25 protein-coding genes and 2 pseudogenes are annotated in these 25,136 nt (G+C 71.8%); 14 read left to right on the top strand and 13 right to left on the bottom strand.

Annotated elements, in window-relative coordinates; translation table 11 throughout:
* Positions 1 to 214: 214 nt before the first annotated feature.
* Both CHR28_RS10670 and CHR28_RS10665 read right to left on the bottom strand, forming a co-directional pair.
* The gene (locus tag CHR28_RS10670) at positions 215 to 1,045 is read right to left on the bottom strand and encodes a lysophospholipid acyltransferase family protein (RefSeq protein ID WP_094053305.1); all 831 of its coding nucleotides are present in this window, start codon (positions 1,043 to 1,045) and stop codon (positions 215 to 217) included.
* A complete protein-coding gene (locus tag CHR28_RS10665; protein WP_094053304.1) occupies positions 1,045 to 1,812 on the bottom strand; it encodes a GNAT family N-acetyltransferase in 768 nt (255 codons plus the stop codon). Before CHR28_RS10665 ends, CHR28_RS10670 begins: the two co-directional genes overlap by 1 nt.
* 184 nt (positions 1,813 to 1,996) lie before the next feature.
* Between CHR28_RS10665 and CHR28_RS38275 the strand changes: the two genes are divergently transcribed.
* The 5 genes and pseudogenes from CHR28_RS38275 to CHR28_RS10650 all read left to right on the top strand — a co-directional run bounded on the left by CHR28_RS38275 (position 1,997) and on the right by CHR28_RS10650 (position 3,361).
* Positions 1,997 to 2,128: a hypothetical protein gene (locus CHR28_RS38275; protein ID WP_256984206.1), complete on the top strand. Its 132-nt coding sequence runs from the start codon at positions 1,997 to 1,999 to the stop codon at positions 2,126 to 2,128.
* Positions 2,129 to 2,236: 108 nt separating this feature from the next.
* Positions 2,237 to 2,752, top strand: coding sequence for a GvpL/GvpF family gas vesicle protein (locus CHR28_RS38955; protein ID WP_094053303.1), 516 nt, complete (start codon positions 2,237 to 2,239; stop codon positions 2,750 to 2,752).
* Positions 2,688 to 2,825, top strand: coding sequence for a hypothetical protein (locus CHR28_RS37735; protein WP_179272373.1), 138 nt, complete (start codon positions 2,688 to 2,690; stop codon positions 2,823 to 2,825). Before CHR28_RS38955 ends, CHR28_RS37735 begins: the two co-directional genes overlap by 65 nt.
* Positions 2,822 to 3,071: pseudogene (locus CHR28_RS10655) on the top strand (gas vesicle protein). The gene CHR28_RS37735 and the pseudogene CHR28_RS10655 overlap by 4 nt, the downstream one beginning before the upstream one ends.
* The gene (locus CHR28_RS10650) at positions 3,068 to 3,361 is read left to right on the top strand and encodes a gas vesicle protein K (protein WP_094053302.1); all 294 of its coding nucleotides are present in this window, start codon (positions 3,068 to 3,070) and stop codon (positions 3,359 to 3,361) included. The pseudogene CHR28_RS10655 and the gene CHR28_RS10650 overlap by 4 nt, the downstream one beginning before the upstream one ends.
* 129 nt (positions 3,362 to 3,490) lie before the next feature.
* Here the strand turns inward: CHR28_RS10650 and CHR28_RS10645 are convergent, their stop codons facing one another.
* The 3 genes from CHR28_RS10645 to CHR28_RS10635 are packed head-to-tail and all read right to left on the bottom strand — an operon-like array spanning position 3,491 to position 6,856.
* Positions 3,491 to 4,240, bottom strand: coding sequence for a succinate dehydrogenase/fumarate reductase iron-sulfur subunit (locus CHR28_RS10645; RefSeq protein WP_094053301.1), 750 nt, complete (start codon positions 4,238 to 4,240; stop codon positions 3,491 to 3,493).
* Positions 4,237 to 6,186 (bottom strand): fumarate reductase/succinate dehydrogenase flavoprotein subunit, encoded by a 1,950-nt coding sequence (locus CHR28_RS10640; protein ID WP_094053300.1) that lies wholly within the window; start codon positions 6,184 to 6,186, stop codon positions 4,237 to 4,239. Before CHR28_RS10640 ends, CHR28_RS10645 begins: the two co-directional genes overlap by 4 nt.
* Position 6,187: 1 nt before the next feature.
* The gene (locus tag CHR28_RS10635; protein ID WP_094053299.1) at positions 6,188 to 6,856 is read right to left on the bottom strand and encodes a succinate dehydrogenase; all 669 of its coding nucleotides are present in this window, start codon (positions 6,854 to 6,856) and stop codon (positions 6,188 to 6,190) included.
* Between the two features lie 119 nt (positions 6,857 to 6,975).
* On the opposite strand from CHR28_RS10635, the gene CHR28_RS10630 reads away from it, so the two are divergent.
* Positions 6,976 to 7,860, top strand: coding sequence for a LysR family transcriptional regulator (locus CHR28_RS10630; RefSeq protein ID WP_094053298.1), 885 nt, complete (start codon positions 6,976 to 6,978; stop codon positions 7,858 to 7,860).
* Positions 7,861 to 7,953: 93 nt separating this feature from the next.
* On the opposite strand, the gene CHR28_RS10625 is transcribed toward CHR28_RS10630, so the two are convergent.
* The 3 genes from CHR28_RS10625 to CHR28_RS10615 all read right to left on the bottom strand — a co-directional run bounded on the left by CHR28_RS10625 (position 7,954) and on the right by CHR28_RS10615 (position 12,169).
* Positions 7,954 to 10,095, bottom strand: a complete 2,142-nt coding sequence (locus tag CHR28_RS10625; RefSeq protein ID WP_094053297.1) for a putative bifunctional diguanylate cyclase/phosphodiesterase — start codon at positions 10,093 to 10,095, stop codon at positions 7,954 to 7,956.
* Positions 10,092 to 10,904 (bottom strand): SAM-dependent methyltransferase, encoded by an 813-nt coding sequence (locus tag CHR28_RS10620; RefSeq protein ID WP_094053296.1) that lies wholly within the window; start codon positions 10,902 to 10,904, stop codon positions 10,092 to 10,094. The genes CHR28_RS10625 and CHR28_RS10620 overlap by 4 nt, the downstream gene beginning before the upstream one ends.
* Before the next feature lie 293 nt (positions 10,905 to 11,197).
* The gene (locus CHR28_RS10615) at positions 11,198 to 12,169 is read right to left on the bottom strand and encodes an SCO0930 family lipoprotein (protein WP_094053295.1); all 972 of its coding nucleotides are present in this window, start codon (positions 12,167 to 12,169) and stop codon (positions 11,198 to 11,200) included.
* 697 nt (positions 12,170 to 12,866) lie between these two features.
* On the opposite strand from CHR28_RS10615, the gene CHR28_RS37465 reads away from it, so the two are divergent.
* From CHR28_RS37465 to CHR28_RS10600, 3 genes are all read left to right on the top strand, one after another.
* Positions 12,867 to 13,064, top strand: coding sequence for a hypothetical protein (locus tag CHR28_RS37465; RefSeq protein ID WP_143655822.1), 198 nt, complete (start codon positions 12,867 to 12,869; stop codon positions 13,062 to 13,064).
* A gap of 24 nt (positions 13,065 to 13,088) precedes the next feature.
* Positions 13,089 to 13,853, top strand: a complete 765-nt coding sequence (locus CHR28_RS10605; RefSeq protein WP_094053293.1) for a bestrophin-like domain — start codon at positions 13,089 to 13,091, stop codon at positions 13,851 to 13,853.
* A 225-nt stretch (positions 13,854 to 14,078) separates the two neighbouring features.
* Positions 14,079 to 14,615, top strand: coding sequence for a hypothetical protein (locus tag CHR28_RS10600; protein WP_094053292.1), 537 nt, complete (start codon positions 14,079 to 14,081; stop codon positions 14,613 to 14,615).
* A gap of 107 nt (positions 14,616 to 14,722) precedes the next feature.
* Here the strand turns inward: CHR28_RS10600 and CHR28_RS10595 are convergent, their stop codons facing one another.
* The gene (locus tag CHR28_RS10595; RefSeq protein ID WP_094053291.1) at positions 14,723 to 15,211 is read right to left on the bottom strand and encodes a hypothetical protein; all 489 of its coding nucleotides are present in this window, start codon (positions 15,209 to 15,211) and stop codon (positions 14,723 to 14,725) included.
* A 362-nt stretch (positions 15,212 to 15,573) separates the two neighbouring features.
* On the opposite strand from CHR28_RS10595, the gene CHR28_RS10590 reads away from it, so the two are divergent.
* Positions 15,574 to 16,239 (top strand): class F sortase, encoded by a 666-nt coding sequence (locus tag CHR28_RS10590; protein ID WP_094053290.1) that lies wholly within the window; start codon positions 15,574 to 15,576, stop codon positions 16,237 to 16,239.
* 39 nt (positions 16,240 to 16,278) lie between these two features.
* On the opposite strand, the gene CHR28_RS10585 is transcribed toward CHR28_RS10590, so the two are convergent.
* Positions 16,279 to 17,118, bottom strand: a complete 840-nt coding sequence (locus tag CHR28_RS10585; protein WP_094053289.1) for a polysaccharide deacetylase family protein — start codon at positions 17,116 to 17,118, stop codon at positions 16,279 to 16,281.
* An 89-nt stretch (positions 17,119 to 17,207) separates the two neighbouring features.
* Positions 17,208 to 20,495 (bottom strand): bifunctional lysylphosphatidylglycerol synthetase/lysine--tRNA ligase LysX, encoded by a 3,288-nt coding sequence (gene lysX, locus CHR28_RS10580; protein ID WP_094053288.1) that lies wholly within the window; start codon positions 20,493 to 20,495, stop codon positions 17,208 to 17,210.
* A gap of 87 nt (positions 20,496 to 20,582) precedes the next feature.
* Between lysX and CHR28_RS10575 the strand changes: the two genes are divergently transcribed.
* Positions 20,583 to 21,044, top strand: coding sequence for a universal stress protein (locus CHR28_RS10575; protein WP_094053287.1), 462 nt, complete (start codon positions 20,583 to 20,585; stop codon positions 21,042 to 21,044).
* Between the two features lie 109 nt (positions 21,045 to 21,153).
* Positions 21,154 to 22,146, top strand: a pseudogene (locus CHR28_RS10570) (amino acid permease); the annotation flags it as partial.
* Here CHR28_RS10570 and CHR28_RS10565 read toward each other — a convergent pair.
* Together CHR28_RS10565 and CHR28_RS10560 are read right to left on the bottom strand one after the other, a co-directional pair.
* Entirely contained in the window at positions 22,136 to 23,509 is a 1,374-nt protein-coding gene (locus tag CHR28_RS10565; RefSeq protein ID WP_143655820.1) for an integrase, read from the bottom strand. The pseudogene CHR28_RS10570 and the gene CHR28_RS10565 overlap by 11 nt on opposite strands.
* A 428-nt stretch (positions 23,510 to 23,937) precedes the next feature.
* Positions 23,938 to 24,357, bottom strand: a complete 420-nt coding sequence (locus tag CHR28_RS10560) for a hypothetical protein (RefSeq protein WP_094053285.1) — start codon at positions 24,355 to 24,357, stop codon at positions 23,938 to 23,940.
* A 175-nt stretch (positions 24,358 to 24,532) separates the two neighbouring features.
* On the opposite strand from CHR28_RS10560, the gene CHR28_RS10555 reads away from it, so the two are divergent.
* On the top strand, positions 24,533 to 24,796 hold the full coding sequence (locus CHR28_RS10555) for a helix-turn-helix domain-containing protein (protein ID WP_094053284.1): 264 nt from the start codon (positions 24,533 to 24,535) through the stop codon (positions 24,794 to 24,796).
* Positions 24,797 to 24,799: 3 nt separating this feature from the next.
* Positions 24,800 to 25,102, top strand: coding sequence for a hypothetical protein (locus tag CHR28_RS10550; RefSeq protein WP_094053283.1), 303 nt, complete (start codon positions 24,800 to 24,802; stop codon positions 25,100 to 25,102).
* Positions 25,103 to 25,136 lie beyond the last annotated feature (34 nt).

The following is a 25,136-nucleotide window of genomic DNA, read 5'->3' as shown; positions in this document are numbered from 1 at the left end:
ACCCGCGACTGGGGGGTGCCACCGGACGACACACCGCCGCGGCACGCCACCGCGGCACGCCACCGCGTCACGCGACGGCGACCGCCCGCCGCGCGGGCCGGGCGAGGCACCCGCCGCCCGGCCGGTGCGCGCCGTACGCCGCGAGCACCGTTCGCGCCCTAAGCGGCGAGTACCGCCGTGCGCGCCCTACACCACGAGCACCGCCTTGCGCGCCCTACGCCACGAGCACCGTGTGCGTCCACGCGGGTGCGGTCTCCCGGGGCTGGGCGGAGCGGGCCAGGGAGCGGCGGTCGGGGTGGCCGTCCGGTGGGATGGGGGCGCGTATCTCGACCTCCGCGAGCAGGCCGCGGGTCGTCGCGACTCGCCACAGGGAGGCGAGCAGGGTGTCGTCGCCGACGAAGGCGGCAGCCGTGGTGGCAGCTGCGTCCCGGCCGGGCCCGCCGGTGAGCCGGTAGCCGATGCGCACCGGCTGGACGGGGACCCGGGCGTCCAGGGCGGCCTGGAACACGGCCCGGCGGAAGGTGCCCTGGGCCCGGCCGCACCAGGTGCTGCCCTCGGGAAAGGCCGCGACGGCCGTGCCCTCGCGCAGCGCGTGGGCGATCCGGGCGACGGTGTCCGGCAGGGCGCGCAGCCGGTCCCGGTCGATGAACAGCACGCCGCCGCGCGCGGCCAGCGGCCCGGCGACGGGCCACCGGCGCACCTCGGCCTTGGCCAGCATCCGGGCGGGGCGCACGGCGGCGAGCAGCGGTATGTCCAGCCAGGAGATGTGATTGGCGACCAGCAGCAGTCCCCCGGTGGGGACGGCGGTGGCGCCGGTGACGCGGACCCGGACCCCCGCGGCCCGTACGATCCACCGGCACCACCGCCGGACGAGCCCGGCCGGGAGCCGCGAGCCGAGCGGCAGCAGCGCGATCCCGGCGAGCAGCAGCAGCGCGACTCCGGTCAGCCGCAGCAGGGCCCGCGGCACGCGCAGGGCGGGCACCGCGGCCGGTGTCTCGACGCAGGCCCGCGGCGTGCAGGGCGCGGTGGGCAGCCAGGCGCTCATCAGGCCGGCACGAGGGAGAGGAAGTGCCGCAGGTAGCGCGCGTTGACCCGGCTCATCGGCAGCAGCACGTACAGGTCGGCGACGCCGAAGTCCGGGTCGTGGGCCGGCTCGCCGCACACCCAGGCGCCCAGGCGCAGATAGCCGCGGAGCAGGGCGGGCAGTTCGGCGCGGGCGGCGGGCGCGGGGCCCGGCAGCCACGGCAGCAGCGGCCGGACGCGGTACTCCTCGGGCGACAGGTGCTTGGCGCTCACCCGGTCCCAGGTGGCGGAGGCGAGCGTGCCGCCGTCGGCGAGCGGGACGGAGCAGCAGCCGGCGAGCCATTCGTGGCCGCGGTCGACCATGTAGCGGGCGATGCCGGCCCAGATGAGGCCGATGACCGCGCCGTCGCGGTGGTCGGGGTGCACGCAGGACCGGCCCACCTCGACGAGCTGCGGCCGGATCCCGTCCAGCGCGGACAGGTCGAACTCGCCCTCGCTGTACAGCCGTCCGGCGACGGCCGCGCGCTCCGGCGGCAGCAGCCGGTAGGTGCCGACGACCTGGCCGGTGGTCTCCTCCCGTACGAGGAGGTGGTCGCAGTAGGCGTCGAACGAGTCGACGTCGAGGCCCGGTTCCGCGCCGGTGAGCAGGGCGCCCATCTCCCCGGCGAAGACGTCGTGCCGCAGCCGCTGCGCGGCACGGACGTCCTCCTCGGTGCGGGCGAGGGCGACGGTGTAGCGGGTGGGGGCCGTGGGCTGCGCGGGACGGTCGACGGTCAGTACGCCGGTCATGGCTCTCTCCTGTCACGGGGGCGGTCCGGTGCGGCGGGGCGCTGAACGCGGTGGTGCGAACCTCCGCCCCTGTTCTCCCGATGCCGGCCGACCTGCGCGTGTCGTGTGCGGGGAGAGCGGGTGTGAGGTTGTTGAACGGCTCGCGCCCCCGGGCGCGGGCCCGAACGTCCTCACCCCGGAGGACGTGCCGGACGAGGACGCCGCCGCCGAACACGCCGAACGCGCGGAGCGCGCCGCGCGGCCGGAACGCAGACGCCGCACCGAGGACGACCGCCCGCGGCCCCGTCGCCGCAAGGCCGAGGAGAAACAGCAGTGACGGCCACCGCCGCCTGACCACCGCCGGCTCGCCCGGCACCCTGTACGTCTACGGCATCGCCCCCGCGGGTGTCCGGCCCCCGCGCGCACCGGGGGTGGACGGGCGCGGGTGCGCCTGCTGACGGAGGCCGGGCTGTGCGCGGCTGTCCCGGACGCGCCGGCGTCGGTCCGGGCGCGGCGACGCGATCTGATGGCCCACCAGGCGGTGCTCGGCGAATCCGCCGCGCAGGGCCCCGTACTGCCCGTGCGGTTCGCCGTCCTCACCCCCGAGGCGGAGGCGCTGCGCACCCGACTGCGCTACGACCACGCCCACTTGACGGCACAGCTCGACGGCGTGCGGGACTGCGTGGAGATGAACGGCCCTGTGCGCGCTCGCCCGCCGTACCCGGCAGCGCCCCGGCTACGAGGCGAACGTCCGGCTGGGCGAGGCGCCGGCAAGGGCGTCGCCCGCGAGGCCCGGGACGCTGCCCACCAGATACCGGCCCGGCTGGCCGGGCTCGCCGTGCGCACGGCTCAGGGACCGGTTCGACGACGAGCAGGTACTGAGCACGTCGTTCCCGGTGCGCACCGCCGACGAGCGGCGCTTCCGCGAGGTCGTGGCGGCGCAGGCCCGCGGCGTCGATGACCGGCTGGAGCTGAGTGCGACCGGCCCGTTGCACACGGTGGACGACACCGCGCGGCAGGAGGCGGGCGCATGACCGCGCCGGTCGCCGCGGGCGCCGAGCGGTCCCCGGTGCCGTGGGACGGCCCGGAGCCGTACGCGCCCGTCGGGGTGCCGCTCGTCGACCTGCTCGACCGGGTGCTGGCGACCGGCGTCGTGGATCAGCGGCGACCTGGTGCTGGCCGTCGCCGACGTGCCGTTGGTGCGGATCTCCCTGCGCGTCCTGCTGGCGTCGGTCGGCGACCGGGTTCCGGCGCCCTGGCCGGACAGCGGGCCGCTGTGACCGCGCCGCGCGACCACACGCTGGACCTGGATCCCGAGCGGGTCGCGAACGATCTGGCGGCGCTGGTGCTGACCGTGGTGGAGCTCCTGCGGCAGCTCATGGAGCGCCAGGCGGTGCGCCGTTTCGACGAGGGCACGCTCAGCGCCGAGCAGGAGGACCGGCTCGGCACCGCGCTGATGCTGCTGGACGAGCGCATGGACGAGCTGTGCGAGCGGCACGGGCTGCGGCGCAGCGACCTCAATCTCGACCTCGGTCCGCTGGGCCCGCTCCTCGCCGATCCCGGCCCGTGACGCGGGATGCGGGATGCGGGATGCGGGATGCGGGACCGCACCGGATACGGGACGGGGCCGGATACCAGACGGGACCGGGAAGAGCACCACTCCCGGTCCCGCCCGTCCGCACCTGTCGGCGAACGTCTGTTACCGCTTGGCGGCCTTCCGGGTCGCCCGCAGCCACTCCTTGTTCATGCTGGTGATGGACATCAGCGGGATCCCCTTGGGACAGGCGGTGGCGCACTCCCCGGCGAGCGTGCACCCGCCGAACCCTTCCTCGTCCATCTGCGCCACCATGTCCAGCACCCGCGTCTCCCGCTCGGGCGCCCCCTGCGGCAGCACGTTCAGGTGGTTGACCTTGGCCGAGGTGAACAGCATCGCCGCCCCGTTGGGACAGGCCGCCACGCACGCCCCGCAGCCGATGCACTCGGCGTGCTCGAAGGCGAAGTCGGCGTCCGGCTTGGGCACCGGCGTGGCGTGCGCCTCGGGCGCCGCCCCGGTGGGGGCGGTGATGTAGCCGCCGGCCTGGATGATCCGGTCGAACGCCGACCGGTCCACCACCAGGTCCTTGATCACGGGGAACGCGGCCGCCCGCCACGGCTCGATGTCGATGGTGTCGCCGTCCTTGAAGGACCGCATGTGCAGCTGGCAGGTGGTGGTCCGCTCGGGCCCGTGGGCGTCCCCGTTGATGACGAGGGAACACGCGCCGCAGATGCCCTCGCGGCAGTCGTGGTCGAAGGCGACCGGGTCCTCGCCCTTGAGGATGAGCTCCTCGTTGAGCGTGTCGAGCATCTCCAGGAACGACATGTCGGGTGAGATGCCGTCCACCTCGTACGTGGACATCGTGCCGTCGGCGTCGGCGCTCTTCTGGCGCCAGACGCGCAGGGTGAGCTTCATGCGTAGCTCCGCTGGGTGGGGTGGACGTACTCGAAGACCAGGTCTTCCTTGTGCAGCACGGGAGCCTCGCCGGTGCCGGTGAACTCCCAGGCGGCCGCGTAGGCGAACTCCTCGTCCCTGCGCGCGGCCTCGCCGTCCGGCGTCTGGGACTCCTCGCGGAAGTGGCCGCCGCAGGACTCGGAGCGGTGCAGCGCGTCGAGGCACATCAGCTCGGCCAGTTCCAGGTAGTCGACGATGCGGTTGGCCTTCTCCAGCGACTGGTTGAACTCCTCGCCGGTGCCGGGCACCTTGATGCGCCGCCAGAACTCCTCGCGGATCTGCGGGATGCGCTCCAGCGCCTTGCGCAGCCCCGAGTCGCTGCGGGCCATGCCGCAGAACTCCCACATGAGTTCGCCGACCTCCCGGTGGAAGGAGTCGGGGGTGCGGTCGCCGTCGACGGACAGCAGCAGGTTGAGCCGGTCCTGCGTCTCGGCCAGCACCTCCTGCACGACGGGGTGTTCGTCGGTCACGGCCTCGTGGTGGGGGTTGCGCGCCAGGTAGTCGTTGATGGTGGCGGGGAGCACGAAGTACCCGTCGGCGAGGCCCTGCATCAGCGCGGACGCGCCGAGCCGGTTGGCGCCGTGGTCGGAGAAGTTGGCCTCGCCGATGGCGAACAGGCCCGGGATCGTGGTCTGCAGGTCGTAGTCGACCCACAGGCCGCCCATCGTGTAGTGCACGGCGGGGTAGATGCGCATGGGCACCTCGTACGGATCCTCGTCGGTGATCCGCTGGTACATGTCGAAGAGGTTGCCGTACTTGGCCTCGACGGCCGCCCGGCCCATGCGCCTGATGGCGTCGGCGAAGTCCAGGTAGACGCCCTGGCCGCCGGGGCCGACTCCCCGGCCCTCGTCGCAGACGTTCTTCGCGGCGCGGGAGGCGATGTCACGGGGCACGAGGTTGCCGAAGGACGGGTAGATGCGCTCCAGGTAGTAGTCGCGCTCGTCCTCGGGGATCTCGTTCGGCGGCCGGGTGTCGCCCTTGGCCTTGGGGACCCAGATGCGGCCGTCGTTGCGCAGCGACTCGCTCATCAGCGTCAGCTTGGACTGGTGGTCGCCGGTGCGCGGGATGCAGGTGGGGTGGATCTGCGTGAAGCAGGGGTTGGCGAAGTACGCGCCGCGCCGGTGGGCCCGCCAGACGGCGGTGGCGTTGGAGTTCATGGCGTTCGTCGACAGGTAGAAGACGTTGCCGTAGCCGCCGCTGGCCAGGACGACGGCGTCCGCGAAGTACGTGTCGATCTTCCCGGTGACGAGATCGCGCGCCACGATCCCGCGCGCCCGCCCGTCGACGACGATCAGGTCGAGCATCTCGGTGCGCGGGTGCATCTCGACGTTCCCCGCGGCGATCTGCCGGCTCAGCGCCTGGTAGGCGCCGAGCAGCAGCTGCTGACCCGTCTGGCCGCGGGCGTAGAACGTGCGGGACACCTGGACGCCGCCGAAGGAGCGGGTGTCGAGCAGGCCGCCGTACTCGCGGGCGAAGGGCACGCCCTGGGCCACGCACTGGTCGATGATCTCCACGGAGATCTGCGCGAGGCGGTGCACGTTGGACTCGCGGGCGCGGAAGTCGCCGCCCTTGACGGTGTCGTAGAACAGCCGGTGGATCGAGTCGCCGTCGTTGCGGTAGTTCTTCGCCGCGTTGATGCCGCCTTGGGCCGCGATGGAGTGCGCGCGGCGCGGGGAGTCCTGGTAGCAGAACTGGACGACGTGGTAGCCCTGTTCGGCGAGGGTGGCACCGGCGGAACCGCCGGCCAGCCCGGTGCCCACGACGATGACGGTGTGCTTGCGCCGGTTGGCCGGGTTGACGAGCTTCGCCTCGAACCGGCGCTTGTCCCAGCGCTCGTGGATCGGCCCGGCGGGCGCCTTGGTGTCGACGACCGGCTCGCCGGTCACGTAGTCCGCGTAGGAGGTCATGTCAGCTCACCACCCCGGTCATGACGGCCACGGGTACGGCGATGAAGCCGGCCGTGAGCAGCAGCGCGAGGACGTTCGCGACGGTCTTCAGGGCTCGGTCGCGGGTGCGGCTGCCGGCGCCGAGGGTCTGGGCGGCGCTCCAGAAGCCGTGCCGGACGTGCAGGCCGAGCGCGAGCATCGCGACGATGTAGATGACGTTGCCGTACCAGGTGGAGAAGGTGTCCACCACGTTCTGGTACGGGCGGCCCGTCTCGAAGCCGGGGTGCACGGTGCCGGTCGTCAGGTCGAGGATGTGCCAGACGATGAACAGGCCGAGGATGATCCCGCCCCAGCGCATGGTGCGCGTGGCGTAGGAGGCCCGGGGCTTCTTGTGCACGTACTTGCTGGGCCGCGCCTTGATGTCGCGGCGGCTGAGCTGGTAGGCGGAGACCGCGTGCGCGACCACGGCGGCCACGAGCACGACGCGGACCAGCCACAGCGTCCACTCGTAGTGCATGAACGGCTCGCCGACGGTGCGCAGCCAGTGCGCGTAGTGGTTGAACTCGCCCGCGCCGAAGAAGATCTTCAGGTTCCCGATCATGTGGACGACCAGGTACAGCAGCATGATCAGACCGCTGACCGCCATCACGGTCTTCTTCCCGACGGTGGAGTCCCACACGGTGCGTGCCATGGACGGCCGTCGGTCCGTCCGCGTTGCCAGAGCCATGGAACAAGACGCTACGGACACCGGGCCGATCGGTCCAAGACATGGTCCGGCTTGATTCCATAGGCGCGGGCTATCGTAGGTGGATGCAGTTCCAGCAGCTCCAGTACTTCGTGGCCGTCGCCGAGACCCGGCACTTCACCCGGGCCGCCGATCTGGTCCATGTCGCGCAGCCGTCGCTGTCGCAGCAGATCAAGGCGCTGGAGCGGGAGCTCGGCGCGGATCTGTTCCTCCGCGCGCGGGGCAACATCACGCTCACGGACGCCGGGGAGGCCCTGCTCCCGCTGGCCCGCCGGATCCTGGCCGACGCGGAGACGGCCCGGCACGAGGTGCAGGAGCTGGTGCAGCTGCGGCGGGGCCGGGTACGGCTCGGTGCCACGCCCAGCCTGTGCACGGGCCTGCTGCCGGACGTGCTGCGCGCCTTCCACGACCGCTACCCGGGCATCCGGCTGCTGATCGAGGAGGGCGGCTCGCACGACCTGGTGCGGGAGCTGGCGCGCGGGGCGCTGGACCTGGCGCTGGTCGTGCTGCCGCTGCCGACCCCGTCCCCGGCGCTGACGACGGTGGAGCTGCTGCGCGAGGACCTGGTCGTGGTCTCCTCCCCCGACGCGCCGAAGCCGGGCCGGGGGAGGCGCGCCGTACGGGTCGCCGACCTGGAGGGCGAACGCCTGGTGATGTTCCGCCACGGCTACGACCTGCGCGAGCTGACGGTCGCCGCGTGCCGGGCGGAGGGCTTCGAGCCGGACTTCGCCGTGGAGGGCGGGGAGATGGACGCGGTGCTGGGCTTCGTCCGGGCCGGTCTGGGCGTGGCGGTCGTGCCGCGCATGGTTGCGGCACGATCCGGGGGCGGACTGCGGGTGACACCCCTGGCCCGCCCGGGCCTGCACCGGACGATCGCCCTGGCCCACCGCAGCGACGTGGCCCCGCCCCGGGCGGCCCGCGAGCTGCAGCGGATGCTGCTGGAGCGGTGAGGCCGCGCAGGGGCCCGGCCCACGAAGGAGACAGACGCCCGTGGGGCCGCGATCACCCCTCGGGAGACCCGTCGGCGGCCGGCCCCCGGGGCGTCACCCCGTCGCGTCCACCAGGGCCAGTTCGTGCAACCGCTCCGGCGGGCCCGGGCGGGCGTAGTACCAGCCCTGGGCCGTGTCGCAGCCGAGGATCCGCAGTTGCTCGGCCTGGGCGCCGGTCTCCACGCCCTCGACCGTCACCCCGAGGTCCAGGCTGTGGGCCAGGGAGACGATGCCCTCGACGATCTTCAGGTCGACGGGGTCGGCCGGGAACTGCTGCATGCTCTGGGTGAAGGAGCGGTCCAGCTTGAGGATGCTCACCGGCAGGCGGCGCAGGTTGGCCAGGTTGGAGTAGCCCGTGCCGAAGTCGTCGAGGGCGATGTCGACGCCCATCTCCGCCAGCCGGCGCAGCGGCTTCAGCAGGTCGTCGTCCGCCCCGATCAGCGCCGACTCGGTGACCTCCAGGCACAGGGCGTCCGGCGCGACTCCGGTGCGCTCCAGGATGTCGACGGTGTCCTGGACCAGCCCGGGGTGCGTCAGCTGGCACGGCGAGAGGTTCACGTTGATGCGCAGCGGCCCCGCGTCCACGCCCCCGTGCAGCTCCCGCCACTCCCGGGCCTGGCGCACCGACTGCTCCAGCACCCAGCGGCCCAGCGGCACGATCAGCCCGGTGTGCTCGGCGAGCGGGATGAACCGGTCCGGGCCGAGGACGCCGTGCTGCGGGTGCAGCCAGCGCACCAGGGCCTCGGCGCCCCGGACGCTGCCGTCGCCGAGGTGCACCAGCGGCTGGTACTCGATGAAGAACTCGCCGCGCTCCAGCGCCGTCGGCAGCGCGGTCGTCAGGCCGTGGCGGGTGATGGCGCGGGCGTCCGCCTCGGGGTCGGCCAGCTCGAAGCGGTTGCCGCCCGCCGACTTGGCCCGGTACATGGTGATGTCCGCGCTGCGCAGCACCTCGGCGGGGCTTCGCTCCCCGGCCGGACCCTCGACGATGCCGATGCTGCCGCGCACGGTCAGTTCCCGGCCGTCGACGCTGATCGGCGCGAGCAGCGCGTTCATGATGCGGCCGGCGAGCTCGTCGACCTCGCGCTGGGTGTCGGGTCCGGTGGTCAGTGCCACGAACTCGTCGCCGCCGAGCCGCGCGACCATCTCGCCGGGCGCGGTGGCGCAGGACTGCAGCCGGTCGGCGACCTCCACGAGCAGCCGGTCGCCGGCCGCGTGACCGAGGCTGTCGTTGACGGTCTTGAAGCCGTCCAGGTCGAGGTAGCACAGCCCGAAGCGCTGGCCTTCCCCGGCGGACAGCGCCTTCTCCAGCCGCTCGAAGAAGAAGGTGCGGTTGGGCAGGCCCGTGAGGGCGTCGTGCGTGGCCTCGTAGCGCAGCCGCAGGTTGAGCAGCCGCCGTTCGGTGGTGTCCTCCATGAGGGCCAGCTGGTACTGCGGGTTGCCGTCGGCGTCACGCAGCAGGGAGACCGTCAGATTGGTCCACAGCACCGTTCCGTCGGGGCGGTAGAACGCCTTCTCCAGGTGGTAGTGCTCCCGCTCGCCGCGCACGAGTTCGTCGTAGAGCCGCCAGGTCTGCGGGGCGTCGTCGGGGTGGGTCCACTCCCGGACGTTGCGGCTGCGCAGCGTCTGCGCGGAGATGCCGAACATGCGCAGCAGCGCGCCGTTGACCTGGAGGATGTTGCCTTCCAGATCGGCCATGCCGATGCCTATGGCCGCGCCCTCGAAGACGGCGCGGAAGCGCGCCTCGCTCGCGTGCAGGGCCTGCGCCACCACGCCCTGCGCCTGCAGCGCGGCCTGCGCGATGGCCTCCTGCTCGGCCAGGGTCCGCTCGCGCAGCGCCCGGGCGAAGCCGGCGGCCATCGCGTGCTGCAGCCGCGCGCACCGCGCCCGCAGGTCCTCGGGGTCGCCGTCGCCGCCGCAGTACAGCACCAGATAGGCGTCCACGCAGTCCAGCGTGCGTGCGAGCGCGTCGGGGTCGGTGCAGTGCGCGTCCACGAGGGCGGCGCCGACCGCCTTGCCCGCGTCGGCGTCGAAGGACCGGGCCAGCAGTGCCTGGCTCAACCGCCGGGCCAGCGGCAGCAGCTGCTCCTCGAACTCCGGCCGGGTCGACGACGTCGAGGTCACGGGGAAGACGGCCCGGCTCCAGATCGTCGCGAACCGGCGGAGTCTGTCCTCCGGCCCGTCCGGCTCCGCGGTCACGCCGTACGCCCCACGCCCGCGAAGCCGGAGAACGCGTACGGATCCTCGTCCTCCGGTGCGGTGTCGGGCCGCCAGCGCGGCATCGCCACCAGTCCGGGTTCCACCATGTCGTACCCCTCGAAGAACCGCGCGATCTCCTCGCGCGAGCGCATGATCAGCGGGTTGCGGATGTCCTCGTACACGTCCACCGCGCCTCCGGCCCGCTCCGGCGGCAGCGGGATCCCCTCGTAGGAGGCGTGGCTGAGCACGAGCAGGCTGCCGGGCGCGAGCGCCGCGCTCAGCTCCGCCACCGCCCCGTACGGGTCGTCCTCGTCTTCCACGAAGTGCAGTATGGCAACGAGGAGCAGGGCCACTGGCTGATTCAGGTCGATCAGCCGCTCCACCTCGGGGCTGCTGAGGATGTCCGCGGGCTTGCGGAGGTCCGCGGCGACGACGGCCGCGTCCTCGTTGCCCGCCAGGACCGCCTCGCTGTGCGCCACGGCCACCGGGTCGTGGTCCACGTACACCACGCGCGCTCCGGGCCGGGCGGTCTGCGCCACCTCGTGCACATTGCCGAAGGTGGGAATGCCGGAGCCGATGTCGAGGAACTGGCCGATGCCCTCATCGGCCGCGTAGCGCACGGCCCGGCGCATGAACGCCCGGTTCGCCTGCATGATCTTGGGGAGTCCCGGCATGAACTCCATGGCCCGGCGGGCCGCTTCCCGGTCGACCTCGAAGTTGTGCGATCCGCCCAGGTAGTAGTCGTACATCCGGGAAACGCTGGGCACCGATATGTCGATGCTCCGCGGGGCCCAGGCGGGACGCTCCATCGATCTCTCCAAGGCGTAGGCGATCCGGTGTTCGAGCAGAGGCTACTGATCGCCCGCCAAGGGAGCGACCCGAAACGGAAATTGACCATCCGTTCCCGGTCACTGCCTGCGGCACGTGCCGCATTGATACCCCTCCACCTGCCCTTCGAACACATGACGATCAGTGCCCGAGGCATTCCGGAGAGTTCCGGTTCGGCGAAGGCCGGCACAACGGTCCGCCCCTCCGTGGGGTACGGAGGGGCGGACCGGGCCGGCCGTCGGGTGACGAGATGAACCCTGGGGAGGTCGCTCTGCTATTCCGACGCGCCGACCAGCTTGCCGTCGGGCCGCACCGCGTACCAGGTGCCGCCGACGCCCTGGCCGTTGGTGTCGCCCGGCGCCTTGTCGCCGGCGAACGTGTAGATCGGCGAGCAGTTGATCGTCTGCTGCTTGCCCTTCCCGTCGGTCCGGTCGAAGATCATGTAGCCCTTCTCCTGGATGCCCTTGGTGTCGGCGAAGTCGACGGGCTCCACGATCGGCCACTTCTCCAGGCAGGCGCCGAGGCAGTTGGAGACGGGCTTGGGCCACGCCTTGTCCTTCTTGAACCGGTAGACCGTCATGCCGTTCTTGTCGACGACGATCTCACCGAGCTTGGGATCCTCACGGGTGGACAGCCCGAGTTCTTCGGCGTTGCCGGCGCCGCCGCCCGCGCCCTCCTGCACCTTCTTGCCGTCGGGGGCGAGCGCGTACCACTTGCCGCCGACGCCCTGGCCCTTGACGTCACCGGCGTTGACGTCCTTGGCGTAGCGGTAGGCCGGCCAGCCGGCCACGGTGAGCTGCTTGGTGCCGTCCGCCCGGGTGACCGAGCCGAGCAGCGACTTGTCGATCCCCTCGCCGGCCTCGGCGTCGTCCGCGGGGACCGGGGGCCACGTCTTGGCGCAGTCGCCGTCGCAGTTCGACTTGGGCGGCTGGTCCGTGTCCTGGTCGAACCGGTACAGGGTGAGGCCGAGGCTGTCGGTGACCACCTTGCCGATCTCGGCGGTGGACACGGACAGCTTGCCCGCGGGGTTCGACGGGCTGAGGGCGCTCGGCGCGGCCGGCTGGCTGGGGGTGCCGGCGGCACCGTTCCCGGAGCCCGCGCCGATGCTGCCGTAGTCACCGGGCGCGGCCGTGGCGCCCACGTTCTGGCTGGCCGCCGGTGGGCTGTCCTGACCGCACGCCGTCGTCAGCGCCAGGACCGCCGCGGCGCTCGCCACGAGTGAGGCGCTCCGCCAGGAGGTCTTCATCGTCAACTCCCCATAATCGCAAGGGTGTTGCAGCGCCCTGCTGCGCCGCCGCACGGTCATGAGTACGCACGGGGGTGACGTTTGCGTTCAACGGCGGGCGAAATTTCTTTCCGGAGCCCATGAAGCCCACCCTCCGCCACCCGCCACCCGCACACAGGTGCGCGTCGCACCCCCCACGGGCGACTTCGCATCAAACCGGCCGTACCGGAACATCCCTCTTTCGGGGCAACACCCTTGCGCCCCGGCACGTCCCGTCGGCACAGGGCTCATGATCTTCGTCGTGCATGGACCCGTATCGACTCAATCCGCCCTTGCCGCACGGGCCTTGGCGGTGGCGACGCTCACCTGGGCACTCGTCGGAGCACCGGCCGGCACGGCGGTGGCCGACGCCTGCGCGTACGCCTCGACAGGGCCGGACGGCACCGAGGCGGTGACCGTCGCCGGCAGCATGACCTGGCCGACCCGGCCACCGTGCCCGCCACCCCCGCCGCCCCCCCCGTGCCCCACCCCCACGCCGTCTCCCAAGCCCCCGCCCCCGAAGCCGGCCCCGACGCCCGTGCCGAGCCCGGACCCGACACCACCGCCCGAACCCCCGCCCCCACCGCCGATACCGGTCCCCACGGCACGGCCCGAGCCGCCGGCTCCGCCCCCGCCGCCCGCGCCACGCCCGGCCGAGCCCCGGCCGGCCCCCAGACCCGTGCCTCCGCCGCCCCCGGCGCCGAAGCCGTCGGCGAAGCCCGCGCCGGGCCCGTCCGCGAAGCCGGTGCACTACCCGCGCTACCGCGCCACGCCGCCGCGGCCCCGGCGGACCGGCGGCACGCTCTCGCCGCTCACCTTCGTCCTGCTCGTCACGGTGCCGGCCGTGGTCGCCGTCGCCGCGCTGCGCGCGCGCTGATCCCTGAACCTCTGGAGGCACCTCTTGCCGGAATGGCTTGTTCTCACCCTCGCGATGCTGGCCGCCTGCGCCGTGGTGGTCGTCATCACCCTCGTACGGCACCGCAGGGCGCCCGAGGACGAGGACCCCAGCGAGACCCCTGACGTCATCGAGTACATGACGATGTGGATCGGCGTGGTGTACGCCATCGTCCTGGGCCTGGCGATCGCCGGTGTCTGGGAGGGGCGCAGCGCCGCCCAGGACCACGTCCAGGCCGAGGCCACCGCGCTGCACGAGATCTCGGAGCGGGTCCGGGTCTACCCCGCCGAGGAGCGCGACCGCATCCGCGACGACATCCGGCTCTACGTGAACCACGTCGTCACCACCGAGTGGGACACCATGGCCGACAAGGGCGAGGTCACCGAGCGCGGCGACCGGCTCTTCGAGCGGATCCGCGCCGACGTCACCGACTACGAACCGGCGTCGGACTTCGAGGCGCAGGCCTACCAGCCGCTCCTCGACCAGGTGACCGCGGCGAGCCAGGCGCGGATCGCCCGTGCGGAGTCCACCGGGGAGACCATGCCGGGGGTGGTGTGGTTCGGGCTGATGGCCGGGGCCGTCGTCACCATCGGGATGGTCTTCGCCCTGCAGATCCGCAGAACGACGCGCGAACTGGTCCTCGCCGGGCTGTTCTCGGCGCTGATCGCCTTCCTGCTGTTCCTCATCTGGGACTTCGACTCGCCCTACAGCAGGGGCGTCACGGCGTCGGCGGACCCGTTCCTGAACCTCTTCCCGGGGGTCGGGGACTGACGGGCCCGGACACCACGGGCCCCGGCCGGGGGACGCGCGACACGCCGTCGCCGTCCCCCGGTCGCGGTACCGGCGTTCATCCGCGCGGCCCACACCTGTGCCCCATTCGCACTACTGCGATCGCGCCGCCGGGTCCGCGTTCTTAGCGTTTCGGGCATCGAGGTGCATTTGTGACGCGAACGGATCAGGTCCGCGGCTGCTCCTCGGGGACCCGGAGGATTCACCATGCGCGCGATACGCGTCGCTTCGGCCGCACTGCTGGCCGGCGCCCTCACCTCCTGCGTGCCCGCCGCCGATGCGGCGATCCGGACCGACTTCGGCTTCAGTGTGGAGCCCTCCACGGTCGCGCCGGGCGGGAAGGTCACGCTGCGGGTGGAGCGCAACGAGGCGTGCCAGGGGGAGGCGGCGGTCAACTCACCCGTCTTCGACGTGGTCGTCATCCCGCCCGAGGAGTCGTGGGCGACGGCCGTCGTGGACTGGGACGCCACCCCCGGCGCCGTCTACGACGTGCGCTTCGAATGTGACGAGTCGAGCGGTACGGCCCGTCTGACGATCGCCGGCGGCCGGCCGACGCACCACCCCACCCACCACCCCACGCACCACCCGACGCGCCACCCCCACAAGGGAGTGCACGCCGGTGAGGGCGGCACGCTCGCCGGTTTCGACCTCAAGGAGATCGGCCTGGGCGCCGCGCTCATCGCCGGTTCGCTCGGTGCCGCCTACCACTTCTCGCGCCGCCGCACCGACGAGGACGCCGGCTGACCCACGCCGTGCTCCCCGTTCTCGCCCCGGGCCCCCATGCGAGGGGACCCGGGGCGAGAACCGTTCACGTGCGAGGCGACGGCCCGGTCAGGCGGGAGAGCCGGGTGTCAGATGCGCCGCTCGGCGCGCCGGCGCATCCAGAACACGCCACCGCCGACGACCGCGGCGGCCACCAGACCGCCGCCGATGGCCACGTCGGTCGGGGTCGCGCCCGTGGTGCTGCTGCCGCCGATACCGCCGCGGACACCACCGATGACGGTGAAGGCCTGCGGCTTGGTCAGGGTCCGATTGTTGCAGGTGACCGTGATGTCGTACGAACCCGGGCGGGCGTTGCTGTTGATGGTGGCGGTGCCCCTCGCCCTCTCGTTGTGTCCGCCGTGGACCGGCGAGAGCGTCGTCGGGGAGAAGGCGTTGGACGTCGCCGTACCGCCGTGCTTGCAGCCGTCGACGGTGATCGTGAGCTGACCGCCGCGCGCGATGACGCTGGGCAGGGCGGTGATGTTGCTGGGTGTCTCCCACGCGAGGGCCGCGGGGGCCGAGAAACCGAGGGCGGCGACCGCGGCGCCGGTGACCGCCAGGGCACGAGTGGTACGCATGTGAACCTCCGCGGAAGACGCCCCGGGACCCGTTCCCCGGTCGATCGGCGAGAAAGCGCCTCCCAGAAAGACAGTCAGTTGCCCTGGGGGAAGCCGCACTTCGGGAATGGTCCGTCCTGGTGAGAGCAGGCACCGCGGGACATCCGCGCGGGGGGACATCGCCGCAGGTCACGGACTGTCAGAAATTTCCTCGCGGTGGCAACTCGGATGGCGCACCTCGGCTCGCCGGCCGGCCTCGGACCACCCCCGACGGGCCCGGGCCACCCGTTCGCTCCCGCCCCGTCGCCGGTTTCGCGCACGGCACTTAGCGTTCTGCTATGCGCGATTGACCCGGCGACGGCCGCGTCGAGAGGGGATGGCGAATGTCTGCGTCCGAGCTGGCCCAGGCGGAAGAGGAGGCGCGGCCCAGGAAGCGCGCCCCGTGGGGCGTGATAGCGCTTGTCCTGCTCACCGGCCTCGCGCTCATCCGGAACGGTTCGGGGGAATTCGACGAGGGACCTCCCCAGCCGGCGACGGCGGCAGCGGCGGAGAACCACGTGCCCGGCGCCGCCTTCGCCGGCGTACGCCCCCTGCCCTACGCCCTGCCGGACCGGGTCAGGATCCCGGCGATCCAGGTCGACGCGCCGATGATCCCCGTGGGTCTGGACCCGGACGGCTGGGTCGGCGCGCCGCCGCCGGAGGACCCCAACCTGGCCGGCTGGTTCACCGGTGCCGTCACGCCCGGCGAGAAGGGCACCGCGGTCGTCGTGGGCCATGTCGACAACCAGCAGGGGCCCGCCGTCTTCTACGGTCTCGGGGCCCTGAAGAAGGGCAACCGGGTCGAGGTCGCGCGCCAGGACGGCAAGACCGCCGTGTTCGAGATCTACGGCGTCGAGGTGTTCGAGAAGGACAACTTCCCCGGCGACCGCGTCTACGGCTCCAAGGGAGCGGCGGAGCTGCGGGTCATCACCTGCGGCGGCGGCTTCTCCAAGCAGGAGGGGTACGCGGGCAACGTGGTGGCCTTCGCCCGCCTGGTCGAGGTGCGCTGAGCGCACCCCGCCGGGCGGGCGGGCGCCCCCGGGCGGCTGCTATGTGCCGGGCCGCCGGGGCACGGTGACGTGGTAGCCGGAGTCCAGCAGCTCGGGCAGATAGCGCCGCAGGGCCCGCACACTCTGCGAACGGTCGCCCCCGGCGTCGTGGGAGAGCACCACGACGCCGGGGGCGGCGCCGCGTTCGACGCGGCGCACGATGGAGCGGACGCCGGGGGTGGTCCAGTCGAGCGTGTCGAGCGTCCAGCCGAGCGGTTCCATGCCGAGTGCGGCGCCGATCCGCAGGGCGGCGCGGTTCCACGCCCCGTAGGGGGCGCGGAACCACTCGGGGCGCTCGCCGCAGGCCTCCTCGACGGCGTCGCTGGTGCGTTCCATCTGGGAGCGGATCTGGCGGCGGGTCAGGCCGGTCAGCAGGGGGTGGGACCAGGTGTGGTTGCCCACGACATGGCCCTCCTCGGCCATCCGGGCCACCATCTCCCTGCCGCCGGCGATCATCTCGCCGCACACGAAGAACATCGCGCGGACCTCGTACTCGGCGAGGACGTCCAAGATGGCCGGGGTGTAGCGGGGATCGGGGCCGTCGTCGAAGGTCAGCACCATGGTGCGGCCCCGGCCGGACACCCGCAGCAGCGGTTCGCCGCGCACCAGGACGCGGCGGGGCGCGGCCCGCGGCGGGGCGTAGCCGGTCAGGGGCTGCAGACGGTACGCGGAGGCCTTGGGCGGGCGGCGGGCGGCCTGGGCGCCCGCCGCCGGGGCGGTGGGCCGGGCGGGTCCCTCTCCGGTGACCGCCGTGAGCACACCGGCCGTGGCGGCCGCTCCCACGGCGCCGGCACCCGCGAGCAACGCCGCGCGCCGGGTGAGCAACTGATCCTTCTTCATGACTCATCAGTCGCCCGGTGGGAGGCCGACGCACCTGAGCAACACCGGTGCGGCGGCACGCTTTCACCCGGACGGCCCAGGCGAACGGGTCAGTGCCGGCGCACCAGGGGGAAGGGCAGGGTCTCGCGGATGGTCAGCCCGGTGAGGAACATGACCAGGCGGTCGACGCCGATGCCGAGGCCGCCGGTGGGCGGCATGGCGTATTCGAGGGCGTCGAGGAAGTCCTCGTCGAGCTCCATCGCCTCGGGGTCTCCCCCGGCGGCGAGCAGCGACTGGGCGGTGAGGCGGCGGCGCTGCTCGACGGGGTCGGTGAGCTCCGAGTAGGCGGTGCCCAGTTCGGTGCCGAAGGCGACGAGGTCCCAGCGCTCGGCCAGACGCGGGTCGGTGCGGTGCTGCCGGGTGAGCGGGGAGACGTCGGTCGGGAAGTCCTTGTAGAAGGTGGGCAGCCCGGTGCGTTCCTCCACCAGCCGTTCGTACATCTCCAGGACGATGTCGCCGTGGCCGTCGTCGGCGACGTACGGCACGCCCGCCGCGTCGCACAGGCGCCTGAGGGCGGGGACGTCCGTGCCGGGGTGGATCTCCTCGCCGAGGGCCTCGCCGACGGCGCCGTAGACGGTCTTGACGGGCCACGGGCCGGAGATGTCGTACTCCTGGCCGTCCTTGCGGGCGACGGGCCTGCCGAAGGCGGCGGTGGCGGCCTCCTGGATCAGTTCGCGCACCAGGTCGAGCATCACGTCGTAGTCGGCGTACGCCTGGTAGGCCTCCAGGATGGTGAACTCGGGGTTGTGCTTGTAGTCCGTGCCCTCGTTGCGGAAGGTGCGGCCCATCTCGAAGACCTTCTCCAGGCCGCCCACGCACAGCCGCTTGAGGTACAGCTCGGGGGCGATGCGCAGATAGAGGTCGAGGTCGTAGGCGTTGATGTGGGTGGTGAAGGGCCGGGCGTTGGCGCCGCCGTGGATCTGCTGGAGCACCGGCGTCTCGACCTCCAGGTAGCCGCGGGCCAGCAGGCCCTGGCGCACGGCCTGGACGGCGGTGGAGCGGGCCCGGACCACGTCGCGGGCCGCGGGGCTGGCGGCGAGGTCGAGGTAGCGCATCCGGACCTTGGCCTCGGGGTCGGCCAGACCCCGCCGCTTGTCGGGCAGCGGGCGCAGGCATTTGCCGGTGAGCTGCCAGGAGGTGACGAACACGGTCGGTTCGCCCTTGTCGCTGACACCGGCGTGGCCGGTGGCGGTGATGTGGTCGCCGATGTCGGTGTCGGCGGTGAAGCGGTCCAGGGCGGGGCCGGAGCGGTCGCGGGTGAGGGCGAGCTGGTGGTCGCCGGACCAGTCGCGCAGGACGGCGAAGACGATGCCGCCGAAGTCGCGGACCAGCATGACGCGGCCGGCGACGGTGACGTCCTGGCCCGGTTCCACCTCGGCGAGGGTGTGGGTGCGGGCGGGGATGTCCACCGGGTACGGGTCGGTGCCGGCGGCGCGCAGCCGGTCGAGGGTGCGGTGCCGGACGCGGACCTGCTCGGGCAGGCCGGCGAGGGGGTCGGCGGGCCCGGTCCCGTCCCCTCCGGCGAGGCCGAGCGCCGCCAGTGACGGCAGCCCCTCGGTGGTGGCGGGCCGCTGTCCGCCCTTCGGGTGCCCGTTTCCCCACAACTTTCGCATCGACGGTACGGAGACGAAGCCCTCGGCGATGGCGGAGGCGAGGCCGACCCGGGCGAGGGAGGCGGCCTCCGCGTAACAGAGGAAGCGGGGGTACCACTCGGGGTGGTACTTGGCGTTGGAGCGGTACAGCGCCTCCAGTTGCCACCACTTGGAGAAGAACAGCAGCAGGCGGCGCCAGAGGCGGAGCACCGGTCCCGCGCCGATGCGGGCCCCCTCCTCGAACACGGAGCGGAACACGGCGAAGTTCAGCGAGACCTTGCGCACCCCCAGTTTCGGGGCGGCGGCGCACAGTTCGGCGACCATGAACTCCATCACGCCGTTGGGGGCGCTGCGGTCACGGCGCATCAGGTCCAGGGAGATGCCGTCCCTGCCCCAGGGCACGAAGGACTGGATGGCGAGGAGCCGGCCGTCGGAGTCGAGGGCCTCGGCGAGGAGGCAGTCGCCGTCGGCGGGGTCGCCGAGGCGGTCCAGGGCCATGGAGAAGCCGCGTTCGGTCTCGGTGTCGCGCCAGGCGTCGGCCCGTTCCACGATCCGCCGCATCTCGTCCTCGGTGAGGGTGGAGTGGCGGCGGACCCGGCAGGTGACGCCGAGCCGGCGGACCCGGTGGACGGCCTGGCGGGTGACGCGCATGTCACGGCCGTCGAGGTCGAAGTCGAGGACGTGCAGGATCGCCTCGTCGCCGAGCTGCAGCGCGCCGAGCCCGGCCCGCACGAAGGCCCGGGCGCCCTCCTCGGAGGCGCCCATGACGGCCGGGACCCAGGCGTGGCGGCGGGCCACGTCCTGCCAGGCGGCGATCGCGTGCGGCCAGGCCTCCCGGTCGCCCACCGGGTCGCCGCCGGCCAGGCACACGCCGGCCTCGACGCGGTAGGCGACGGCGGCCTTGCCGCTGGGTGAGAAGACGACGGCCTTGTCGCGGCGGGTGGCGAAGTAGCCGAGGGAGTCCTGGTCGCCGTAGCGGCCGAGCAGGGCGCGGATGCGGGCCTCCTCGTCGTCGTGGAGGGCGGCTTCCAGGCGCTGGGAGCGGAAGAGGGTGGCGGCAGCGTTCAGCAGGGCGAGCGCGCCGAACAGGCCGAGCAGGAAGAACAGGGCGTGCGGCGGGCGGCCGTCGAAGCTGCCGGCGGGGACGAGTCCGCCGCAGACGCGGTTCGCGGCCCAGGCCAGGCGCTGCCCGGCGGGCAGGGTCCCGGGGAAGGCCTCGACCAGGGCCCAGCCGACGAGGATCGCCACGACCAGGCCGGCCACCAGGACGGCCAGGGCCCGCCGGACGGCGGCGCGTCGGGAGGCGGCGTAGAACTCGCGGCGGGCGACGATCAGCAGGATCAGGGCGAGGCCGCACACCACGAAGGAGGGCACGGACTCGGCGAACTCGCCGACGGCCATGCCGAGAATGTCGGTGAGGACCAGCAGGCCCAGGTAGACGACGACCAGCCACCAGGCGATCTTCTTGCGGGCGCCGGTGGCGGCGGCGAGCAGGAACAGGAAGACCGCGTAGGCGAGGTTGGCGCTGACCGGGACCAGCAGCAGGTCCAGGAAGCGGACCAGGGGGCGCAGCCCGGTGCGCAGCGGCGGGATGAGCGCGAGCAGGGCGCAGAGCAGTCCGAGAGCGCCGAAGAACACCGCGCATCCCTGGGGGACCCGGGCCAGGAGCCCATGGGTCCGGTGGGGTGGGCGTATCGGGCCCGCGGTGTCCTTCTCGGCCGCCCCGGTGTCCGCGATGGCACTCATGTATCGACTCTAGGAACACCGGCACCTTCCCGCCCCTCGAACCTCCCTCCGGGCGGCCGGACCCGCGGCCTCCGATAGCCTCACGGCGTGACGGAACAGCACTCCCCTCAGTTCGAACGGGGCACGGACGGGCCCAAGGTGATCGTGGTCGGGGTGGACGGCTCCGACTCCTCCCTGCGGGCCGCGGCCTACGCCGGCGGGCTGGCCCGGCGGCAGGGCGCGCTGCTCGCGGTGGTGTACGTCCAGCCCGTGCTGGCGGCGGGGGCGGTGCTGGGGGCGCCGGTGGCCGGGACGACCGACGAGATCGCCGAGGACCTGGTGGCGCAGATCCGGGAGGCGGCGGAGCGGCTCAAGGGCATATTCGAGGTCCGCTGGGAGTTCCACACGTTCCGCGGCGACCCGTACAACGGCCTGGTGAAGGCGGCCGACGAACTCAAGGCGGACGCCGTGGTCGTCGGCGCGTCGGAGCAGGCGGGGCACCGGATCGTCGGGTCGGTGGCGGTGCGGCTGGTGAAGGCCGGGCGGTGGCCGGTGACGGTGGTGCCGTAGGACGTCGCGCGGCCGCGTCCGATCCCTGCGTGGTGTCTTCCGCCGGGCGGGGGCCTGGGCCATCATGATCCGCTGTCAGCCGTTTGCCGCTCGTGAAGAGGTGAGGCGCATGGCCGGGCTCCGGATGGGTGAGGGCATTCTCCGCCGCAAACCGATCGAGCGGATCGACGAGACCGAAGCGGGCGAGGGGACCCGGCTGGAACGGTCCCTGGGGCTGTGGCAGCTGACCGCCATCGGCGTCGGCGGCATCATCGGCGCGGGCATCTTCACGCTGGCCGGCACGGTGGCCAACGGGACGGCGGGCCCGGCCGTGCTCGTCTCGTTCCTGATCGCGGGGGTCGCCTCCGCCGCGGCCGCCCTGTCCTACGCGGAGTTCGCGGGGCTCATCCCGAAGGCCGGCTCGGCCTACACCTACGGCTACGCGGTGCTGGGCGAGCTGGCCGGCTGGTTCATCGGCTGGGACCTGCTGCTGGAGTACACGGCGATCGTGGCGGTGGTCGCCATCGGCATCTCGGGCTACTTCAGCTTCCTGGTGGGCGAGATGGGCGCCGATCTGCCGGCCTGGATGCTGGGCGCGCCGGGCACGGGCGACGGGCACCGGGTGGACCTGTTCGCGGCGCTGCTGTGCCTGCTGATCGCGTATCTGCTGACCCTCGGGATCAGGAACGCGGCCCGTTTCGAGACGGTCGTGGTGATCCTGAAGGTCCTGGTGGTGCTGCTGGTGATCGGCGTGGGCATGTTCCACATCGACACGGCGAACTACGACCCGTTCTTCCCGTACGGGGTCGGCGGGGCGTTCACGGGCGCGGCGACGGTGTTCTTCGCGGTGTTCGGCTACGACGCCATGTCGACGGCGGCCGAGGAGTCCAAGGACGCGCAGCGCCACATGCCGAAGGCGATCATCTACTCGCTCGTCGTCTCGATGGTGCTGTACGTGGCGGCCTGCCTGGTCCTCACGGGCATGCAGGACTACAAGGACATCGACCCGGAGAGCGGCTTCTCGACGGCGTTCAAGGCGGTGGGGCTGAGCGGTCTGGCGGACGTGATCGCGGTGGGCGCGATCATCGGCATCCTCACGGTCATGTTCACGTTCATGCTCGGCCAATCACTGGCAGCTCGCTGAACAGCGGAAATGACCTCCCAGGAAGATCATCTGGGAGACGAGTGGGAAACGGCGGCACCCACAGACCCTGCGCCAGCACCCGCTTCTCCCACACCCGCTGAAGGTACTCGACGATCCGCGTCTCCATCCCGATCGTCACCCGGCTGTACACACCCTCGACCCCCGGCAGCTCATGCCCCAGCCTCGCCTCGATCGCCACCCTCGCGATGTCACCGGCCTCGTCCAAGAGCTCCTTGTGCCAGTGCCGCAGACGGTAAATGTCCTCCCCCGCCATCTCTTCCACCGCCGGCAGCCCGCGTCGCGAGAATCGGGCGTACCGGCCCTCCAGTTTTTTCTCTGAGCGGCCGTCGCGAATCGGGTACCAGTACTCCATGTGAAACCCGACGCCGAGCAAGTGGCGCTTGCCGGTCTTCGACAGGAACGCCCACGGCATGTCGTGCGATGCCAGCAGCGCACTATGCATCTCATGAAGGAATGGCGGGATCACAACGGTTCTCTGCGACTGGTACTTGGGAGCCGCCAGAGTCGGCTTCCCGTCTACGTAGTACAGCTGGTGTTGCACCCGGAGGGCGTGCATTCCTGCGTACCGCTGCTGGGCCTCCGAGCGCCTATCCCGGTCGGGATCTGACGCCGGCCATTCGACCGACGTGAACCCCCGTTGCAGCCCGAAGAGTTCTCCGGGCGGCCGCATGCCGGTGAAGGCGATGGTCCAGATGTACACCCAGCCCGCGTAGCCCCATACGTGGAACGCGTTGACAGCCAGTTGGTGTACGGCTTCGATGGGGAGTTCGCGTTTGACGCGGCGGGTTTGCTTCTTCTGGTACCGGCCGCGGCGCCGCGACTCGATGATGGGTGTCTCCTTGCGGAGCTTGTACTTGAGGATGGCGTCGTTCATGAGCATGCGGAACACCGTGAGAATGGTGGCCCTGTAGCTCTCGGAGTATCGGTTTGTGACGTACTTCTTGAACGAGTCGTAGTCGACGGGCGTGATCTGACTGACTGTCCACTGCGCCCAGTACGGCTTGATGACCGACTTGAGGATGGAGCGGTATGTCCTCTCGCTGTTTGTCAGCAGGTCGAGGGCCTGCTCCCACAAGTCGCAGTATTCGACCATCGGCATGTCTGCCGTGCGGGGCTGGTGCCGGTTGTTTCGGACGTCGGATTCGCGGTCGAGACCGAACGTATAGGCCTCGCTCTTGTCCTTGAATGGGATACCGGGTCCTGGGCCGCTCGCGGACTCGTATCGCTTCTTCTTGGTGGGCTTGCCGTCGGCGTCGAGCTTGTACTCGCCGGACCACCATTTGACGCGGATGGAGTTACCGCGCACTTCGACGTGTGGCATACATCATCCCCCAGGTTGATTGGTGAGTGAGGGAGCGCGGCGGGCACCCCTGCCGCCGACGCCTCCTCTGTGACTGCTTCTTACGATGCCTGCCCTACGGGGCAGCCGCCGCAGCTTCTGCAGTCTCGGCCCTGCGCCTTCATGAACTGCCTTACGCGCGCCTGAATCGCGCGGTCATCGGCGGCCCGTGGGGACAGGACACACACCATCTCGCCAGCTACTTGGGTCGGGTATGCAAGGACACCCGGCCCCAGGTCCAGGCTGATGACATTACTCACCGGTCCCCCTGATGTAGAGAAACCTCCCCGGGTGGATGCATAGCGTGACATGCCGAACGCGCGAGCGGGAGGGGGTTGTTGAGACTTGTCCGACCTCGGAACGTCACGATCCTGTTACGGCGAAAAGGTTGTACCGCAAAGCTCCCCAGTTCACGAGGTGTCGGCGACCTGACCGGCCCTTCGCAGAACCTCCACAAGCTCATCACTGAAGGCGTCGATGTCACCGATCGGAGCAGACGGAAGAGTTGCCCGCGCTGCCTCGAAGGCCGCGCGCCGCAAGGCGTCTGCATTGAGCGGTGGCGCCGGCGCCGCGGCCGTCGGGTCGCCGCCCTCGGCGCCGAGTGCAGGCTCGCCGCCTTCGGCGATGGCGAGGCAGCTGCCGATGGCCCACCCGAGTGCCTTGTCGACCTTGCCGTAGGTCGACTCCCGGACCTCTTGGCCCTCCTCGACCCTCTTCCAGGTGTTCCTGGTGATGCCTGCGGCTTCCGCCGCGGCGTCGCGCGACGGGTACTGCTGCAGGCGGTGCGCCTTCACGGTCTTCGCGAGGCGGCCGAGATCCCGAGTAGCCATGTCGACAGTTTGACAGGGCTAGCCAGTTCCAACCAGTTCCGGCTAGGTAAACGACCGGTTTTCATGATCTGGCAACCATCATCAGTCAGCTCGGGCGCCTCAAGCTGGCCCCCGAGAACCAACAAGGGTCATCTGAGGGTAGACAACCAGGGTCAACTTGGGTTAGCTTCTACCCATGCACCAACCGACGACCTTCGAGGTCGACGGGGACGCGATCCGCGAGGAGCGCATGCAAGCGGGGCTCACCCAAGAGGAGCTGGCCAGACAAGCGGGAATCAGCCCCCGCTACGTCAGCCACCTCGAAACGGGATCCCGCAAGGACATGCGACCCAAGACGTACCGCCGTCTCCGTGAGGCCCTGCAAGTGCCCGACTCACGCATCCGGCGCACGCCTCCTCGCCCCACCGAGGACCCACCCCCACCACACGAAAGGGAATGACCCGTGCCCAGGGACAAGAGCCAGTACCACCGGCCGCAGCCGCCGGCCGACCCGAACCAGGAGTACATGACCGTCCAGGAGACGGCCTACGTCCTGAAGTGCGGCCTGAAGTGGCTGCGTGAGCTGCTGCGCGCCCGGCCGGAGCTGTGTGGCCGGAACGGGGAGCGCGGCCGGATCGTGACCGACCGCGAGCAGCGGGCCGCGATCCACGCTGTTCGCTCCGCCGGCGACCCGCGTACCGGCCGCAGCATCCCGCGCCAGCGGCGCCGCCCGGCGGCACGGAAGCCGGCGCTGGCCACCACCTGACCCCTGACAGACCTCGGGGCCGCCCCGGACGCGA

The organism is Streptomyces sp. XY006, assembly GCF_002237655.1.
In the GTDB taxonomy this organism is placed as follows: domain Bacteria; phylum Actinomycetota; class Actinomycetes; order Streptomycetales; family Streptomycetaceae; genus Streptomyces; species Streptomyces levis.
Note: the sequence above shows the minus strand (reverse complement) of the source record. Positions and strands in the feature narration are given on the sequence as shown.

Coding starts and splice junctions, on each gene's coding strand:
- CHR28_RS10595 (WP_094053291.1), bottom strand. CDS start 15,211: ATGCGTACCACTCGTGCCCTGGCGGTCACCGGCGCCGCGGTCGCCGCC.
- CHR28_RS10670 (WP_094053305.1), bottom strand. CDS start 1,045: ATGAGCGCCTGGCTGCCCACCGCGCCCTGCACGCCGCGGGCCTGCGTC.
- CHR28_RS10600 (WP_094053292.1), top strand. CDS start 14,079: ATGCGCGCGATACGCGTCGCTTCGGCCGCACTGCTGGCCGGCGCCCTC.
- CHR28_RS10645 (WP_094053301.1), bottom strand. CDS start 4,240: ATGAAGCTCACCCTGCGCGTCTGGCGCCAGAAGAGCGCCGACGCCGAC.
- CHR28_RS10630 (WP_094053298.1), top strand. CDS start 6,976: ATGCAGTTCCAGCAGCTCCAGTACTTCGTGGCCGTCGCCGAGACCCGG.
- CHR28_RS10640 (WP_094053300.1), bottom strand. CDS start 6,186: ATGACCTCCTACGCGGACTACGTGACCGGCGAGCCGGTCGTCGACACC.
- CHR28_RS10665 (WP_094053304.1), bottom strand. CDS start 1,812: ATGACCGGCGTACTGACCGTCGACCGTCCCGCGCAGCCCACGGCCCCC.
- CHR28_RS10555 (WP_094053284.1), top strand. CDS start 24,533: ATGCACCAACCGACGACCTTCGAGGTCGACGGGGACGCGATCCGCGAG.
- CHR28_RS10585 (WP_094053289.1), bottom strand. CDS start 17,118: ATGAAGAAGGATCAGTTGCTCACCCGGCGCGCGGCGTTGCTCGCGGGT.
- CHR28_RS10565 (WP_143655820.1), bottom strand. CDS start 23,509: ATGCCACACGTCGAAGTGCGCGGTAACTCCATCCGCGTCAAATGGTGG.
- CHR28_RS10560 (WP_094053285.1), bottom strand. CDS start 24,357: ATGGCTACTCGGGATCTCGGCCGCCTCGCGAAGACCGTGAAGGCGCAC.
- CHR28_RS10615 (WP_094053295.1), bottom strand. CDS start 12,169: ATGAAGACCTCCTGGCGGAGCGCCTCACTCGTGGCGAGCGCCGCGGCG.
- CHR28_RS10635 (WP_094053299.1), bottom strand. CDS start 6,856: ATGGCACGCACCGTGTGGGACTCCACCGTCGGGAAGAAGACCGTGATG.
- lysX (WP_094053288.1), bottom strand. CDS start 20,495: ATGAGTGCCATCGCGGACACCGGGGCGGCCGAGAAGGACACCGCGGGC.
- CHR28_RS10590 (WP_094053290.1), top strand. CDS start 15,574: ATGTCTGCGTCCGAGCTGGCCCAGGCGGAAGAGGAGGCGCGGCCCAGG.
- CHR28_RS10620 (WP_094053296.1), bottom strand. CDS start 10,904: ATGGAGCGTCCCGCCTGGGCCCCGCGGAGCATCGACATATCGGTGCCC.